At 59.3% G+C, this 16,996-nt stretch carries 16 protein-coding genes; 13 read left to right on the forward strand and 3 right to left on the reverse strand.

The features are described 5' to 3' along the window. Positions 1 to 17: 17 nt before the first annotated feature. The gene (locus AC1D2G_RS15805) at positions 18 to 1,061 is read right to left on the reverse strand and encodes a zinc-dependent alcohol dehydrogenase family protein (protein ID WP_436260294.1); all 1,044 of its coding nucleotides are present in this window, start codon (positions 1,059 to 1,061) and stop codon (positions 18 to 20) included. A 498-nt stretch (positions 1,062 to 1,559) separates the two neighbouring features. On the opposite strand from AC1D2G_RS15805, the gene AC1D2G_RS15810 reads away from it, so the two are divergent. From AC1D2G_RS15810 to AC1D2G_RS15870, 13 genes are all read left to right on the forward strand, one after another. Beyond that, the gene (locus tag AC1D2G_RS15810) at positions 1,560 to 2,651 is read left to right on the forward strand and encodes an ABC transporter ATP-binding protein (RefSeq protein ID WP_436260284.1); all 1,092 of its coding nucleotides are present in this window, start codon (positions 1,560 to 1,562) and stop codon (positions 2,649 to 2,651) included. A 51-nt stretch (positions 2,652 to 2,702) separates the two neighbouring features. Then, a complete protein-coding gene (locus AC1D2G_RS15815) occupies positions 2,703 to 3,830 on the forward strand; it encodes an ABC transporter substrate-binding protein (RefSeq protein ID WP_436260283.1) in 1,128 nt (375 codons plus the stop codon). 58 nt (positions 3,831 to 3,888) lie between these two features. Continuing rightward, a complete protein-coding gene (locus tag AC1D2G_RS15820; protein ID WP_477415164.1) occupies positions 3,889 to 4,722 on the forward strand; it encodes an ABC transporter permease in 834 nt (277 codons plus the stop codon). Next, positions 4,719 to 5,495 carry an ABC transporter permease gene (locus tag AC1D2G_RS15825; protein ID WP_436260281.1) on the forward strand — a complete coding sequence of 259 codons (777 nt, stop codon included), beginning with the start codon at positions 4,719 to 4,721 and terminating at the stop codon, positions 5,493 to 5,495. Before AC1D2G_RS15820 ends, AC1D2G_RS15825 begins: the two co-directional genes overlap by 4 nt. Before the next feature lie 530 nt (positions 5,496 to 6,025). After that, positions 6,026 to 6,991 (forward strand): substrate-binding periplasmic protein, encoded by a 966-nt coding sequence (locus tag AC1D2G_RS15830; RefSeq protein ID WP_436260279.1) that lies wholly within the window; start codon positions 6,026 to 6,028, stop codon positions 6,989 to 6,991. A gap of 56 nt (positions 6,992 to 7,047) precedes the next feature. Continuing rightward, on the forward strand, positions 7,048 to 7,851 hold the full coding sequence (locus AC1D2G_RS15835; RefSeq protein ID WP_477415588.1) for an amino acid ABC transporter ATP-binding protein: 804 nt from the start codon (positions 7,048 to 7,050) through the stop codon (positions 7,849 to 7,851). Next, the gene (locus tag AC1D2G_RS15840; protein ID WP_436260278.1) at positions 7,848 to 8,519 is read left to right on the forward strand and encodes an amino acid ABC transporter permease; all 672 of its coding nucleotides are present in this window, start codon (positions 7,848 to 7,850) and stop codon (positions 8,517 to 8,519) included. Before AC1D2G_RS15835 ends, AC1D2G_RS15840 begins: the two co-directional genes overlap by 4 nt. Further along, on the forward strand, positions 8,519 to 9,205 hold the full coding sequence (locus AC1D2G_RS15845; protein ID WP_477415166.1) for an amino acid ABC transporter permease: 687 nt from the start codon (positions 8,519 to 8,521) through the stop codon (positions 9,203 to 9,205). The genes AC1D2G_RS15840 and AC1D2G_RS15845 overlap by 1 nt, the downstream gene beginning before the upstream one ends. Beyond that, complete coding sequence (locus AC1D2G_RS15850; RefSeq protein ID WP_477415168.1) at positions 9,192 to 10,433, forward strand: NAD(P)/FAD-dependent oxidoreductase; 1,242 nt, start codon at positions 9,192 to 9,194, stop codon at positions 10,431 to 10,433. The genes AC1D2G_RS15845 and AC1D2G_RS15850 overlap by 14 nt, the downstream gene beginning before the upstream one ends. 68 nt (positions 10,434 to 10,501) lie before the next feature. Then, positions 10,502 to 11,170: a bifunctional 4-hydroxy-2-oxoglutarate aldolase/2-dehydro-3-deoxy-phosphogluconate aldolase gene (gene eda, locus AC1D2G_RS15855; protein ID WP_436260275.1), complete on the forward strand. Its 669-nt coding sequence runs from the start codon at positions 10,502 to 10,504 to the stop codon at positions 11,168 to 11,170. 565 nt (positions 11,171 to 11,735) lie between these two features. After that, the gene (locus tag AC1D2G_RS15860) at positions 11,736 to 12,497 is read left to right on the forward strand and encodes an ATP-binding cassette domain-containing protein (protein ID WP_436260274.1); all 762 of its coding nucleotides are present in this window, start codon (positions 11,736 to 11,738) and stop codon (positions 12,495 to 12,497) included. A gap of 24 nt (positions 12,498 to 12,521) precedes the next feature. Next, on the forward strand, positions 12,522 to 13,562 hold the full coding sequence (locus tag AC1D2G_RS15865; protein ID WP_436260273.1) for a sugar ABC transporter substrate-binding protein: 1,041 nt from the start codon (positions 12,522 to 12,524) through the stop codon (positions 13,560 to 13,562). Between the two features lie 67 nt (positions 13,563 to 13,629). Then, positions 13,630 to 14,652, forward strand: a complete 1,023-nt coding sequence (locus tag AC1D2G_RS15870; protein ID WP_477237720.1) for an ABC transporter permease — start codon at positions 13,630 to 13,632, stop codon at positions 14,650 to 14,652. A 193-nt stretch (positions 14,653 to 14,845) separates the two neighbouring features. Here the strand turns inward: AC1D2G_RS15870 and AC1D2G_RS15875 are convergent, their stop codons facing one another. Both AC1D2G_RS15875 and AC1D2G_RS15880 read right to left on the reverse strand, forming a co-directional pair. Beyond that, a complete protein-coding gene (locus tag AC1D2G_RS15875) occupies positions 14,846 to 15,283 on the reverse strand; it encodes a hypothetical protein (protein ID WP_477415170.1) in 438 nt (145 codons plus the stop codon). Positions 15,284 to 15,353: 70 nt separating this feature from the next. Beyond that, positions 15,354 to 16,922 (reverse strand): acetolactate synthase large subunit, encoded by a 1,569-nt coding sequence (locus AC1D2G_RS15880; RefSeq protein ID WP_477415172.1) that lies wholly within the window; start codon positions 16,920 to 16,922, stop codon positions 15,354 to 15,356. Positions 16,923 to 16,996: the final 74 nt, after the last annotated feature.

Raw genomic sequence — 16,996 nt, forward strand, 5'->3', positions numbered from 1 at the left:
GGGGGGCTTGAGGGCGGCTACTGGAACGTGGTCACCACGCCGATGCCGATGCCTTCGAAGCCGCCCATGGCCATCAGGGCGGCCGGAGCCTCTTCGAGGCTGAGCCTCTTGCTGACCAGAAGTTCGGGCTTCAGCTTGCCGCTGCCAATCATCGCCATGATCGCCGGATAGCGGTAGGCCTGCATGCCCAGGCTGCCGAGGATTTCGAGCTCGAAGGCGATCACCTGATCCATCGGCACCTGTGCCCTGGCATGCTCGCCCAGCATCAGCCCGACCTGCACGTGGCGGCCGCGCCGGCGCAGATTGGCGATCGAGTTGAACGAGGTCGTCGAGTGGCCGAGCGCATCCATCGACATATGCGCGCCGCCCTTGGTGATCTCCCGGACCGCCTCGACCACATCGGGCGTCGTCGAGGCGTTGACCGTCGCCACCGCGCCGATCTTCTTGGCAAACTCCAGCTTTGCATCCGTCAGGTCGATAGCAATGACATTGGCGCCCATGGCGCTGGCGATCATGATCGCCGACAGGCCGACGCCGCCACAGCCATGCACCGCCACCCATTCGCCGGGCCTCACCCGGCCCTGGTCGACGATGGCGCGAAACGAGGTGATGAAGCGGCAGCCGAGGCTGGCTGCGGTGGCGAACTCCATCTCCTCGGGCAGGCGCACAAGATTGGTGTCGGCATGCTCGATGGCAACATATTCAGCGTACGAGCCCCAGGCACTGAAGCCTGGCGTCTTCGGGTGTTCGCAAATCTCGTGATGGCCCGAAGTGCATTCGAAGCAGCGCCCGCAGCCGACGGCGAACGGCACGGTGACGCGCTCGCCGGCCTTCCACCGTGTGACCTGGTTGCCGGCGGCGACGACGATGCCGGCCAGTTCATGGCCCGGCACATGCGGCAGTGTGATGCCCTCATCATGGCCCATCCAGCCATGCCAGTCGCTGCGGCAAAGGCCCGTCGCCTCGACCTTGATGACGACCCCTTCGGGCGTCGGCTTCGGATCGGCGACGGTCTGGATCGTCGGCGCCTGGCCGAACTGTTCGAAGACGACAGCTTTCATATCAAGGTCCTTCTGAGGGCTTCCGGGAGCGCGGGGCGGGCAGGGGCCTGGTCCGGCGATAGTTAATTCGTTTCCGGTCCTCGGGCGTTTCGTGGTGCCGGACACTCGACCTTCCGGCACCGCGCTCGGCGCTGGATGATATATCGTGTGTTGCATGAGGCAAAATTGGTGTCAATCAGCCACATGCCGAGTCCCATCCTGATTTTTACGACCCGAGGTTGCTCAATCTGGCCACGGCTCAAACACGGAGTTCATAACGAATTTGCGCCAAAGGAGGGGCAGACGAACGTTTTTCTGTTGCAACAAAATTGAATGTGAGGAAAGATATACGATCTTCCAGATGCACATAATGAGACAACATGGCTCCGGATTTGTTGCGTCTTAAAGAAGGGACTTGGGCGCTGTGACCGCCATCGAGAACGTCGATTTTTCCATCCGTTTCCTGGCGTCGAGATCGCGCAAGCGGCTCGCCTCCGCAACTGGAGGGCGAAAGACGAAATGATGCTCCGGGTCCAAACAGAACCCCCGTCCTCGCCGGCAGCCGGATCGCCTGCGCTTCTCAGGCTGCGCGGCATCTCGAAAAACTACGGCGCGGTCGCTGCCGTCGAGCCGCTCGATCTGGATATATACCCGCGCGATTTCGTCGCCATCCTCGGGCCGTCGGGATGCGGCAAGACGACCTTGCTGCGTATTATTGGCGGTTTCGTCTCGCCGACGACCGGCACTGTCGAGATCGACGGCCGCGACGTGACCCGTATCGGCCCGGAGCAGCGGCCGACCAACACCGTCTTCCAAGGTTATGGGCTGTTTCCGCACATGACCGTGCGCCAGAATGTCGGCTATGGTCTGCGCCTGCAAAAAAAGCCGAAAGGCGAGATTGACGACCGTGTCTCGGAAGCGCTGCGTCATTCCAGGCTTACCGATTTCGCCGACCGTTCCGTGACGGCCCTGTCTGGCGGGCAGCAGCAGCGCGTGGCGTTGGCGCGTGCGCTGATCCTTCGGCCGAAGGTGCTGCTCCTCGACGAACCGCTCGCTGCGCTCGACCTCAAACTGCGTCACGCTATGCAGGACGAGCTGCGTCGCCTGCACCAGGAGTTCGGCGGCACTTTCGTCTTCGTCACACATGATCAGGGCGAGGCACTGTCGCTCGCCAACCGCATTGCCGTGATGAATGCCGGCCGCATCGATCAGGAAGGCAACGCCGAAAGCATCTATGCCGCTCCGGCGACCCGTTTTGTCGCGACGTTCATCGGCGAGGCGAATCTGCTCCCCGGCGAACGCAAGAGTGGGGTGGTAACGCTCGCGGCCGGACCGACCTTCGCCGATGCCGGGCCGGATGGGTCCGTTACCGTCGTGGTACGGCCAAAAGCAGTGAGGCTGCTCGGGCCTGACGAAACACTGGAGGTCGAGATCACAGGTACCGTCAGCGACGTGCTCTATCTCGGCGACCATATCAAATGCTCGGTCGGGATGCCCGACGGGCAGAACGTGATCGTTCACCTCGACGCGGCGGTCATGCCGCGGCCGGCAGCGGGTGAACGTGTGAGGCTCGGCTGGCCGCTGCAGCAGCAACGCGTCGTCAGAGCCTAGGCCGAGCCGGGACGAGGGAAGACCACACAACAACAAGGCAGGATAAGCAAAATGGGAAGCGATAATTCAAATCTGTCGGCCTCCAGGCTGACGCGACGCGACTTCAACCGTGTCCTCGCCGCGACCGCGGCGGCGGGTGCAATCGGACTGCCGGCCACGCGCGCTCGCGCCGAATCGACCGTCACCTTCCTCGGTTGGCAGGGATACGACGACCCGCTGGCCTTTGACGACTTTCTCAAATCGAAGGGCATCACGCTCAACACGACCTATATCGGAAACAATGACGAGATCGTCGCCAAGCTCAAGGGCGGCGGCATTGGCCAGATCGACATCGTCACGCCCTACATGGGCTACATTCCGCTTTTGGCGAAGCTCGACCTTATCCAGGAGATTGACGTCTCGCGCTTACCGAACCTCGAAAAGGTGATGCCGATCTTTCTTAAGGATCCCAACCTCAACGTGAACGGCAGGCTTTATGGCGTGCCGTTCACCTGGGGCGGCGCTCCGATGGTCTATGACCCGGCGGCCATCCCGACGCCACCGGCCTCGTGGAAGGATCTGCTGAAACCGGAGTTCACCGGTAAGGTCGGCATGTTGGACGACCCGCTCGGCAATATGATGATCGGCTCCCTTGTCACGACCGGCTCCCAGACGCCGGCCAAGATCAACGCGGCGCAACTCGAGCGCTCCATCGACTTTCTGATCGAGGTGAAGAAGCAGTCGCGCGTCGTCGCGGCGAGCTATGGCGACCTGTCCGACGCAATCGCACGCGGCGACGTCACCATTACATTTAATGGTTGGGAGACGATGGTGAAGTTCTGCGGCGACAAGGGCAAGGTGGTGAAATACAATTATCCGGTCGAGCGCACCAACGCCTGGCTCGACAATTACTGCATCGCCAAGGACGCGCCTAACCTCGACGCCGCCTATGAGCTGTGCAATCGGGCCATCAGCGTTGAGGGCCAAACGCGCCTCGCCAACGTCGCTTTCCAGGCGATCGTCAACGTCGATGCCGCCGCGGCGCTGCCGGCGAACATCCGCTCTCTGTACCCATATGACGACGTAGCCAACTACGGCAAGAAGGCGGGCTTCTTCGGCATGCCGCCGCTCGAGCGGGAAGGCGATTTCGCTACCTTCAGCGAGTGGATGAAGGCCTACGAGCGCTTCAAGACCGCGTAACGTTTCCGGGGAGTCCCGGCCTTGGCCAGGGCTCCCATACCTCTTGATATGCGGGCAGATGAAAAACATATCCACTTATTGGCTGATCGCGCCCTCGGCGCTGGTGTTCTGCGTGCTGTTTATCGCGCCGATGGCGTACTTCGTCAGTCTCAGCTTCTGGCAGGTTGAATATTTCGCGCTGAGCGCCAAGCCAACGATTGCGAACTACCGCGATGTCTTCGCCAATTACTGGGATGTGATGACATTCACTGTCGTGATCGCCATGGCAACGGCGCTGCTCACCACAATACTGGCTTTCGCCTTCTCCTTCCTCGCCCGCTTCCGCGCCGGCGAATGGGCGCAGGCACTGCTCTTCATAGTGTTGATCACGTTGTTCGGCGGCTATCTGATGAAGATCTATGCCTGGAAGACGATCCTCGGCAACGAGGGCGTGCTCAACAGCGCGCTGATGGCGATGGGGGTCATCTCCTCGCCGATAACCTCGCTGCTCTACAGTTCGCAGGCCGTGGTCCTCGCGCTGATGCATTTCACCTTGCCCTTCGCGGTCCTGCCCATCTACGCGTCGATGCGCGGCATTTCCGACAGCGAGGTGGAGGCTGCGCGTGACCTCGGCGCCGGCCGCTGGCCGATCCTCTCGACGGTCATCGTGCCGCGCTGCCAGAGCGGCATCGTCGCGGGCTTCAGCTTCGTCTTCCTGATGGTCGCCGGTGACTATGTCACGCCGCTTCTGGTCGGCGGCAAACTGACGATGATCGGCAATCTGATCGTGCCGCAGTTCGGCGCTCAGTTCAACTGGCCGCTGGGCGCGGCAATGTCGATCGTGATGCTGCTTGCGGCTGTAGTGGTGGTCTACCTCTTCCGCCTGCTCATCGCGCTGTGGAGCCGCCAATGAACGTGCGTTCGAACATCGTGTGGGGCATTGTGGCGGTCGCGTTCATCGTCTACCTGCTTTCGCCGATCGTGCTCCTCGTCTTCTTCTCCTTCACGTCGCGCTCGCTGACCAACTTCCCGATCGAGAAGCTTTCGGTCCACTGGTGGCAGGAGATGGTGGTGACCCGGCAGTTCTGGCCGTCCTTCGCCAACAGCCTGATCGTCGGCTCCTGCGTCGCGGTCGTCTCGGCGATCGTCGGCACGCTGGCGGCCATGGGGCTGGCGGCGATGCCCGCCCGCCGTGCCTCGATCATTATGGCCCTGCTGACGCTGCCCGTCATGCTGCCGCCACTGGTGCTCGGCGTCGCATTGTTGTCCTTCTATGTCAGCATCGACCTTAAGCTCGGCCTGCCGACCGTCATCTTGAGCCACGTGCTCTTCGCGCAGCCTTTCGTCACCCTGATCGTGCATGCGCGCCTGGTCAATTTCGACCCACGCGTGGTGGAAAGCGCGCGCGACCTCGGCGCCAGCCCGCTGCGGGCCTTCTTCACGGTGACGCTGCCGATCATCCGTCCGGTGGTGATCGGTGCCGCGCTCATCGCCATGGCGCTGTCGATCGACGATTTCATCATCACCTTCTTCACCATCGGTACCGGCAACACTCTGCCGACCTTGGTGTGGGGTATGGTTCGCACGGGCCTGACACCAACGGTCAACGCCATAGGCACGCTGATCCTCTTGCTCACCATCGGCTCGACGGTGATAGCGCTGCAGCTGACGCGCTATCGCGGTTGAGGAGCGTGGACCGGTTGAAGGGAGGACGCACGCGACGCCTTCCATGACGAACAGCGCCGGTAGTAGGGGCCCGGCGACGCACGCGCTGATTTTCGAACAACCTCGGTTCTCAGCCTGAAACGGCAATCGGGGCTTCTCGGCCAACAAGGAGCTGGATATATCATATGGTAAAGTACGCGAAATCGGTGTCTGCTATGCCGATTCATTGTCAGGCCATCTGAATTCCTGAAGCCGGCCAGGGCGCGTGCGCGTCGGCAGTTTTTTATTAGCCGGTCGCAAAAAATGCCGCTGGCGGGCATTTTTCTCTTGCAAACTCCGAATCTTGCGGCAGATATACATCTGTCAGGTCTTCGACCGGTGCCGTCCAACCTCCGCCTAAGAGCTGGATATATCATACTTGAGGAGCGTTCGCCGCCGCGGGAATAGCGGAGTGATCTTTTGAACCCGGCCCTTGAGCTGAGGGCCGAGCTTCGTGCGAGGGCGCCGGGCCTCGCCTCTCAGGATTGCACCGGCTTGAAGGGGAAACAGCGATGACATCAAAAATGCCAGAACACGCCTGTCTTCATCATCACCTCACCCGCCGATCCATTTTAGTTGGCGCTGCGGCGACCGCCGTCACCGCCGCGACCAATTTGCTGCCCGCAGCGTTCGCGGCGACTGCAGAGGTAAAAACGGTGGTCCCAGGCGCGTTGACCATCGCGATGAACGGCGACATGCCAATGACCAGCGTCAAAGATGGCAAGATAATTGGGACCGATGGCGAAATGATTTCAAAGATCGCCGAGAAACTCGGCCTAACGCCACAGCCCGCTTTGATGGATTGGTCGGCCACGATTGAATCTGTCCGCGGTGGCCGAGCTGACGTTATGTTGGGAAATATGGGTTGGACGCAGAAGCGCGCGGAAGTAATGCTTCTTACCGATCCGATCTACTACACGCCGAAGTTCACGCTCATGCGCAAGGACATGCCCGTTGGCGACCGGCTCACACTTGAGGACATGAAGGATCGAACCCTTGGGACTGTGCAAGGATTCACGATCGTTCCGGAATTGAAGCAGGTGCCGGGCGCCGCGGAAGTGAGGCTCTACGACACCACCGACGCGTGCGTGCGCGACATTCGCGCCGGCCGCTTGGACTTCGGGTTCCTTGATACTCCGACAATCAGCTACATGATTCAGCAAAACCCCGATTGGGATCTGAAGGTAATTCCAACTACCTCCTACCCACAGTTCAAGATTCTTGGCGTTAAGCAATTGACCTTGATGGGAATGAACCCAGAGAATACCGACCTGTTCGACGCGCTTAATGCCGGTATCGCCTGGCTGTGGAAGACCGGCGGGAACAAGGAGTTTCTGGCGAAGTACGGACTGAACAACCCTGACTTTCTGGTCCCGCCCGAACGCAACCCACGCATCGGCATCGATCGCGACGAAAAGGGCACCGTCCTAGGTCCCTGGGCGCATGCGCCGAAAGATTTCTCGAGCTTCTTCGGGTGATCGCCGTGGCAGATCGATCGGCCAAAGATCAGCGAGACGCCGACCCGGCTCCAAAAATCGATCTGCCGCTCGTCGTGGTAAAGGATCTTCACAAATCGTTCGGGAGCTTCAAGGCGATAGACGGAGTTGATCTGTCTATCGCCCCAAGCGAGAAGGTCGCGATCATCGGTTCGAGTGGTTCGGGAAAAACCACGCTGCTGCGATGCATTGCCTATCTCGAAAAGCCGACAAATGGACTGATCACCATTGACGGCAAGTCCATCGGAGAGAAGATCGTCGGCGCACGCAAGGTGCCGATGTCCGACAAGGAAATCGCCCAGATCCGCACCGGTATCGGCATGGTGTTCCAGCGCTTCAACCTTTTCCCGCATTTAACCGCACTAGAAAACATCATGCTTGGTCCACTCAAAGTGCTGCGCCGGAAGCGCGAGGATGTTGAGCCCATCGCCCGTGATCTACTCCAGAAGGTTGGTCTTCCCCATAAGGCCAACGCTTATCCGGACCATCTTTCGGGGGGGCAGCAGCAGCGGGTCGCCATCGCACGATCTCTTGCGATGAAGCCGAAGCTGATGTTGTTCGATGAGGCCACCTCGGCGCTCGACCCGGAACTCGTCGGCGAAGTGCTGCACGTCATTCGCCAACTCGCCGAAGAAGGCATGACAATGCTGATCGTCACCCACGAGATGTCCTTTGCCGAGGAAGTGGCCGACCGCATCGTCGTCATGGATCACGGCGTCATCGTCGATCAGGGCGCACCCGACACGCTGGTGTCCTCACCGGCGCATCCGCGCACGCTAGCGCTCCTGCGCCCGAACCGCGAACCTCGTTCGACAGCGCTGCGGGCTGGAACCTCCTCATGAATGAGTGGGCTCGCGCACTACCGCTTTTTCCCGAATTCCTGGGAATTCTGCTCTGGGGAGCGGTTACGACGATACATATAACGATCGGCTCCTTCGTGCTCGCGGTCGCTATCGGACTGGTCCTGGGGCTTATTCAGACCTTCCCCGCTCGCCTGCCGAAGATAATCATCCGGATCTATATCGAGGTATTCAGAGGAGTTCCCGTCCTAACTCAACTGTTCGTTTTGTATTTCGGTTTAGCCCAGATCGGGATCAAGTTAAATCCGATCCCGGTCGCTATCGTCGGCTTCGGTCTCAACGGCGGAGCGTATCTGACAGAGGTTTTCCGCGCGGGCCTGCAGTCGGTTCACTCCGGCCAGCTAGAGGCCGCATTCATGGTCGGAATGACGCGGATGAAGGCCTTGCGCTACGTGGTTCTGCCGCAGGCCATGCGTGTGGTCTTGCCGCCTTTGGCGAATTTCGCGGTTGGACTTCTCAAGGACACCTCCCTAGCATCTGCCGTAGCCGCACCTGAATTGAGCTTCTATGCGCGCAATCTCGTGACGCGGACCTATCTCAGTGGACCTATCTATTTCCTGGTGGCCGCCGTCTACATCGCCATGAGCTTCCCATTGTCGCGCTTTGCACAGCGTCTCGAACGGCGCTTCAGCCAAGGGAGGAGCGTGTGATGGCATTTGTCTCGCTCGTCGTCGAATGGATGCCGCAGTTGATGCGTGGTGTCCTTTGGACACTGCGACTGATGGGACTGTCTTTCCTGCTTGCCGCTGTTCTCGCGCTGCCAATCGCCTTGGCTAGGCTCTCACGCTATTCCTATTTGCGCTTAATCGCACAGACTTATGTCGAGATCATCAGAGGCATGCCGTCCCTGACTTTGCTGTTCGTCATCTACTTCGGGCTGCCATCATTCGGGCTGACCCTGCATGCGATTGACGCGGCGATTCTCGGGCTGGGGCTGAACGGCGCCGCCTACGTGTCCGAAATTTATCGCTCAGGCATTCAGGCTATCGACCCCGGGCAGCGCGAAGCTGCACAAATGATTGGAATGCGTCCTGTCCAGGTCCTGCGGCACGTTGTTTTACCGCAAGCTTTCAGGGTCGTTCTTCCTCCGATGGGAAATTTTAGCATCTCCTTGCTGAAGGATACGTCCGTCGCTTCGTTGATTTCGGCTCCCGAAATGATGCTGCAAGCTCGCGATCTCACAAGCGAGTATTTTATGCCGCTGCAAATCTATGTTGCGGTCGGACTCATGTACCTGCTGATGGCCCTCCCGTTATCTTATTTTGTTCGCATCCTTGAGGCTCGCCTCAGCATAGGCCCAGTGGAAGAAAGGATGCTCAGTCATGGAAAAATTTGACGCAATTGTCATCGGATCAGGAGCCCTTGGCGCCAGTACGGCATTTCATCTCGCGAAGGCGGGGAAAAGCGTAGCGCTGCTGGACCGGGCAGAAATCGCGTCCCAGACATCCGCCCGCGCCGCTGGTTTGAGCGGGCAGGTTCGACAGACCGAAGTGATGACGAAGCTCGCAATGCGCGCTATCGATAAGATAAGGCGCTTTGCCGAGGAGACTGGCGAGGAAATTGAATATTTCCAGCCTGGGAGCATGTCAGTGGCCCGGTTTCCGGAACATGCTGCGATGCTGCAGGAGCGACTTGCCCTGGCCAAGACTCTCGGCCTCGACGTCGATATGATCTCGCCGGATCACGCGCACGAACTGAACCCATTTCTGGCGACGAAGGGCATCGTAGCCGTTGCTTATATGCGCCAAGACATTTTTCTTGAGCCGGTGCAAGTCCCCCGCGGGTATGCCAACGGCGCGAAGAGATTGGGGGCAGTGCTCCTTCCTCACACCCATGTGTCTGAGATCGTCGTGGAGAACGGTGCCGTCAGCCGTGTCGTTACCGATCGAGGCGATCTTGCTGCGAAAACCATTGTCGACGCCGCCGGTGGTTGGTTGAGCCTGGTAGCATCCTTTGCCGGCAGCAACGTACCGGTTGTTGCCATGCGCCACCAGCTGATGATCACCGCTCCGATCGAGGGGGTGGAGACAACTCAACCGATCACGCGCATCATCGATGCCAATGTCTATGTGCGGCCCGATAAAGGTGGGCTCATGTTCGGCGGCTACGAGAAGGACCCTAAACCGGTCGATGTCTCGCAGATGTCGCCATCGTTTCGGATTGAGGATCTTGAGCTCGATCTGTCAGTTCTGAAGCGGCTCACCGAAACGGTTAAGGACCAGTTGCCGATCTTCCAGCAAGACCTCAAGCTTCAGGAGCATCGAGGCGGTCTTCCCACGATGACCACCGACGGTCATCATATCCTGGGAGAGGCGCCCGGTGCAAAAGGTCTATACGTTCTGGGTGGCTGCAATGTCGGCGGTCTGTCGATTGCGCCAGCTCTGGGCGAGCAGCTGGCGGAACTTATCGTCAATGGCCGCACCGAACTCGATCTGTCGCCAATGGCTCTGGATCGATTTGCAGCAGGGATGTCCGAAAGCGAGATGCTGGAGAAGTGTCGCGAGCGCTACGTCCACTATTACACCTTCCGTTTCAAGGACAACTTCTCCGCCGCTGCAGCCTAAGGTTTTCGACTCTATCTTCGCTTCGCCGGCGTGCCGAAGCGCTCCGGTGACAACTCAAGGACTCCCTGATGCAAGCCTTATCGCCCAAAAATTCACTCTCATCGCCACGACCTTTCGATGAGCTGCTAAGCAAGACGTCGCGGCTGATCGCCATTCTCCATGTCGAACAGCTAAGTCATGCCGTGCCCCTCCTCGACGCTCTCGAAGAGGCGGGCATCAAGACCATCGAGGTGACGCTCAGAAGCCCATGTGCGCTCGCGGTCATCGAAACGATGGCGGCGCGCGCGAAGGAAGCCATCGTAGGAGCAGGGACATTGACGCGGCCGGAGCAATTTGCAGCGGCGCGTGATGCAGGAGCGCGCTTTTTTGTCAGCCCTGCGTTTTCGCCCTCACTTGCCAACGCCGCAGATGAGGTCGGGCTCCCGTTCTTGCCGGGCGCTACAACCCCGACTGAAGTGCTTGTGGCGCGGGAGCATGGCTACTCCGAGCTAAAATGCTTCCCATCGGATCTCAACGGCGGCTTGCGATGGCTTCAGCACCTCGCTCCCTTGTTCCCCGATGTCAGCTTTTGCCCGACGGGCGGAATCTCAAACGAAACAATTCGCGAGGTTCTCAGCCAGCCGAACGTCTTTGCCGCGGGCGGCATGTACATGGCGCCTAAACAATTGATTGAAGCCTCGGATTGGGCCGCGGTCAAAGCCGTGGCTGAAGAAGCCGTGCGAGCTGCCGCGCGCTGAAGAAGAGCACCTCTCCGAAGGCCCTGGCGGGGAACAACATGGCCTAGCTCTCCTTACGATGGGCCGAGTCCAGACGAAATCACGGCGATCCGGTGACGGCGTGATTATGCCCTGTTGCGTTCCCTACACTTCGATGAGCTGTGCACGACTGGGCCGAAATCTGGCCTGCTGCCGGCTTTCCAACGCGGTGTTAAGTTAGGATCGCCTGATTTCCACGAACCCGATAGTTCCGGCAGTCTGGCCTCAAGTGCCTGCGCTGAGGATCGCGTGTCGTGGAAGTCATCGATATGGTCGGTCCGAAACGCTAACGTGATATATCATGCGCTCTGTGGGCAATCGGCACCCCTCGTTTGTTATAAAGTGCGGCTCGAAGAGCCGAGACTCCCTAATGTCGGGGCCCTTCGCCCTGGATCCTCAGCATAGCCGAGTACCGTCGAGTGATCGGTAGGATGGAGTTGTAAGGACCGCTTTAAGGCAAAGAATGGAGGCGATTTTTCTCTTGCCAATGGACCAAAACTTAAAGATGATATATCATCTTGCAAAACGCAGACAACGAGATTGGCCCATGGATCGAGAATTGTTGCGGCTTCAGGGAATTTCGAAGACCTTTGGGGCTGTAACCGCCATCGAGCACGTTGATCTTTCCGTGCGCAGGGGAGAGGTCGTTGCGCTGCTGGGCGACAATGGCGCCGGCAAATCCACCTTGGTGAAGATTATTTCGGGAGGCTTGCAGCCGACAAGCGGCCGCTACCTGTTCGATGGTGCGGATAGGCACCTGAATTCCCCGCAGGACGCGAAGCAACTCGGCATTGAAACGGTCTATCAAGACCTTTCCATCTGCATGAACGTCGACGTTGTCGCGAACTTCTTCATGGGTCGTGAAATCGTCCGCCGTGTTCTCGGTATTCCGATCCTTCAGGAAGCGGAGATGCGTCAGGTCACCGAGAGTGTCCTCCGGCAGGCCGGCACGCGGATTCCCTCGGTCAAGATGAATGCGGAACACCTATCCGGCGGTCAGCGACAGGCCATCGAACTCAACCGTTTTGTCCATTGGGGCGGCAAGCTTGTCGTTCTTGATGAGCCGTTCGCCGCCCTTGGCGTCGAACAGGTTCGGCGCAGCCTCGACACAATCCGCGATGTCCGTAGCAAGGGCATCGCAGTCATCATCGTCACCCACAACATGTCTCATGCATTCGAAATCGCGGACCGCATGGTGGTCATGCGGCAGGGATCGGTCGTGGGCGACGTGAACACCGTCGATACCTCGCCTGAGGAAATCGTCCGGATCATAACCGGGACAAAGCCCAAAGCAAGTTCCCATAACTGACAATATTAACCGGGAGGAGTGAACATGCTGAAATCCGCCGTGTCTATACTGATGTCTGTATTATTTTTGATACTTGCACCGGTATTCGCCACAGCTCAGGACAAGGGCGAGATATACTATCTTATCCCTGACTCGGGAGGCCCCTTCTATCCAGAGTCAGCCAAGGTGATGGCGCATTTCCTTGACCAGATCGGTTACAAGGTGACGACGCTCGATGCCACCAATAAATCTGACGTACAACTGAACCAGATTGACAACGTCATCAATCTAAAGCCGAAAGCCATGGTGATTGCCGCCGTGGACTTCGACGCAGTGGTTCCCGGCGTCGAGCGCGCACAGGCGGCGGGAATCCCGGTCATTGCGTTCGACCGGCCCATTACCTCCGCCAAACTCGCGCTCACCTCCGTGGCTGGCACGATCGAGATTGGCCATGACGCCGCCAAGCAGACCATTCGCCTGCTGACAGAGCGCAAAGGGGCGGTGAAAGGCAAGGTCCTGCAAATCACCGGCGATCCCGGGGATTCCTATTCGGTCAGCGTCAAGGGTGCCTTCGACGAAATCATGGCTGCCTATCCCGATGTGAAGATAGAAACCAAGGCGGCCATGCAGTGGGAGCCGACCAACGCTGCCAACATCGCGCAAGACTACCTTCAGACAAATCCTGATGTCGATCTCATCTTCTATCACTCGGGATACCTGGCTTCGGCGGTCGTTGCCATATTGCAGGCGGCCGGCAAGAAGCCAGGCGACATCCTGATGCTCGACGCCGACGGCGACATCGGCGGCCTGGCTCAGATACGCGCCGGGTGGCAGCAGGTTGCCGTGGGAGCGCCGATGTTCGCACAAGCCTATGGTGTAGCCATGTTCCTCGACAAGATCATCCGGGGCGAGCCGCTCAAGGCGGGCGAATACGAAGTCTTGGGGCTCAAGTCTGTGCTAACGGACGAGGCATGGGGTCCGAACCTGAAAATACCGGGCGCCTTGGTAACCAAAGAAAATGTCGACGATCCGCTCCATTGGGCAAATCTGAAGTTGCCGCCGCAAAAAGTCGAACCGGTGAAGTGACTGCTACTGCCGGTGGCCCTCGACCGGGGCCACCGGGTTGCGCCCATACGAAGATCAGAGGAATGAAATGGACACTGCCAAGACACTGGAGGCATTCCCGCCAAGGGTGCGCAACCATCGTTTACTCGAGGTCGTCCTGCAGCACGCCGTGTGGCTGATCTTGCTCGCCCTGTTGGCGGCGTTCTGTCTGTTGATTCCAGGATATGCACAGACGGGCATTTTCCTCAATATTTTGGAGCAATCCACCTTCGTTGGCATATTGGCCGTCGGTCTGTCGATCGCCATCATCGCAGGACAAATGGATCTATCCATCGAATCCACCATGGCGCTTTCCGCCATGCTAACAGCAGCGATAGGCGCCGCGTCCGGAACTGAAGGTTTCTTTGGTCTGCCCTGGCTCGTTGTTCCCGCAACGCTTGTGATGGCGCTCGTGCTTGGCGCGTGTATTGGCCTCTTCAATTCCATGATCGTGCTCAAATTCGGGATCAACGCATTCATTGCGACTTTGGCCACCTACATCTTTCTTCGCGGATCGGTCGTTGCGTTCAGCGGCGGCAGGGGAATCTTCGGAATGCCGGCGGAACTGCGTCTGATCGCAACGGCTCATTTGCTCGGAATTCCCGCGCTGGCCTGGATCACCATCGGCATCTTCCTGGTCTTTACCTTCATTCTCTCCAAAACACCGTTCGGCAGATATGTGTATCTCTACGGCGGCAATGCGGTAGCGCCGTTCCGGGCAGGCATCAACACGGGGCGCATCGCCGTTTGGAGTTTTGTGATCTGCGGGATGCTTGCTGCCTTTGCCGGTTGGCTGCTTGCTGCTCGGTCCGCCGGGGCCACTGCAAATCTCGGCATCGGCATGCTGTTCGAGGCCTTCGCCGCGGTTGTCATTGGCGGCGTCAGCCTCAAGGGAGGGGTTGGGCGTTTGTCGGGCGTCTTTGCCGGTGTCCTGCTGCTGAGTTCCATCCGAACAGCAATCAATCTTCTCGGCATGCCGCCGCAGTACACGCAAATGATCCAGGGCGCTCTTGTCCTGGCGGCGGTGCTGCTCGACTCTGTCAAGGTTTCCATCCGAGCCAGGTATCTGTAGCCTTTCACCATGCTGAGCCACAATTTCGCACCAAGTGGTGTCGCGCGGCCAGCAGTTCGCAGGGCAGGCGGGCCTGTTGCGAGGCCCTTGTAACGGAACCTTGCCGGATGCTTAACTCTCAGAGATGTATTATGGCATAAGCTCGTCCAGAAAGACGAAGAGCTTCTGGTTCATGTGCTGATAGTTATTCGCCTCAGTCCGTCCGCCTGCTAGACGAATCAATAATCAGCGGCAGCATCGAAGTGCTGCTGGGGACTGCGGCCTTCCAAGCATTTAGCGACGCGCTCAAGGGTAAGATGGCCGAGATCGCGGCAAGCTCCCGGATGGCATCGATAAAGCAAATGCTGCCATCAGCAACCCGGGACTGTTTTGACGCAGCCACCCATGGTTCTTCAGCCTGCATTCGGGCACGTTGCGAAGAGCATGGTCGAGGTTTCAAGAACACCTCGCCAAGCGCCATTGCAGGCCATTCCAACGGAAAACCACCCGCCTGTAGGATTCCTGGCTTGACGTCCACCTGCATTTTGAAATGGCTACGACACGGGTTTAGTTCGCTCCATGTGTTCAGGATGGCAGTCGCGAGCTTGCCGTCGCGAGCGCGATGGCTCAAAGTTCGCATATCGTCGGGCAAGAACCATCGCGCGCTACGGAAAGTGGTCGGGTCCCGTTTGGCCACATAGCATCGTCCGCTTGGCTACAGGTCAGATTGCTAGTTCGATCAGAAAGGGAGCTTGGCTCGCGAAGCTTTGTCTCATCAGGTCGGCGCAGCCTTCCAGCGTGTCGGTCCAGGCTGCCTCGACACCCATGCCGTTGGCGATTTTCACCCAATCGAGTTCCGGGTTCGTCAAATCCAGCATGCTCATCGCCGTCGGACCAGGGCTTGCGCCAACTCCCGCGTATTCATTGATCAATATTTTGTATTTGCGATTTGAAAGTATAACAGTAGTCACCGGAAGACGCTCGCGTGCTTGCGTCCACAACGACTGCAATGAGTACATCGCCGAACCGTCCGCTTGCAGACCGATAACACGCCGTCGGCCTCCCGCGCCGATCGCGGCGCCCGTCGCGACAGGCAGGCCGTCGCCAATTGCCCCTCCCGTCAAATGCAGCCAGTCATGCTGTGGCGCTGCAAACGTATGCTCGTAGAATCCGCGACCGAAGGAGACGCTTTCGTCGGAAACGATAGCATTCTCGGGCATGATCGCGGCCAAGGTGCGGGCAAGGCCTTCGGGAGTTGGTGCGCCAACGATCGGGTCGGGGCGCGGGCCCGCGTCCGGGATCGCGGCTTTTGGGGCGTTCAGGGTTTCCGCTAGGTCGGTAAGGGCGGTGGCAGGATCCTGATCGGGCCGCGACAAGACGTGGAAAAGTGTTTCTGGGTTGTGATGGATCGATGGCTGTCCCGGATAACCGAAGAAGCCCACAGGTGGGCGGGCGCCTACCAGAATGATGTGACTGTACCGCCACAATGCCTTTTGCGCCGGTGCCTGAGCGTAGGGGACTCGATTGAGCGGAACACGACCACGTCCCCGCGACATGCGCGCGCAGACGTATTCTCCCATCATTTCGGCTCCGGTGGCCTGCACAAGCCGCCAGCTGGCTTCTTGCGCCCCGACCAGCATGGCTCGGCCGCCAAGCAGGATCAGCGTCGTTTCGCCATGCTCGCGCAATATTCGGGCCGCAGTGCCAATGGCATGTGGATCAGGCGCGGTTGGGGCGAGATCTGGCAGCGATGAAGCCGCTACGCCACCTTGGTCCCACGATGCGTCCGACGGGAGAATTAGCGTAGCGACGCCACCCCCCGCGCGGCGGGCGACTTGCATGGCACAGGCTGCGTCACGGCCGACGTCGGCCGAACGGGTCGTCGTCCTCACCCAGTCTGAACTGAACCGAGCCAGGCCTTCGGTATCGGTCGTTAATGGTGCGTCAAAGGGACGGTGCCATGTCGCTTGATCGCCGATGATATTAACGATGCCGCTGCGAGCACGGCGAGCATTATGCAGATTGGCCAGGCCGTTCGCGAGACCCGGTCCACAATGCAGCAGGCTGGTCGCCGGGCGGTCAGCTATCCGATAAAAGCCGTCCGCCATCCCGGTCACGATGTTTTCCTGCAGGCCGAGAACGCAGCGAATCCCGGGAATCTGGTCGAGCGCTGCGACAAAGTGCATCTCGCTGGTTCCAGGGTTGGCGAAGCAGGTATCGATTCCACACGCAACCAGTGTGTGGACGAGACTTTGCGCGCCATTCATCTGTGGTCTTTCAGGGACGGTCATCTGGCTTCTCCCGATCGCGTCTATTCGGCTGCGCGTGGTCAAGGCTCGCCAACCGCCGGAAGTGCGATAGGCGA

Source organism: Mesorhizobium sp. P2_C7, assembly GCF_056404515.1.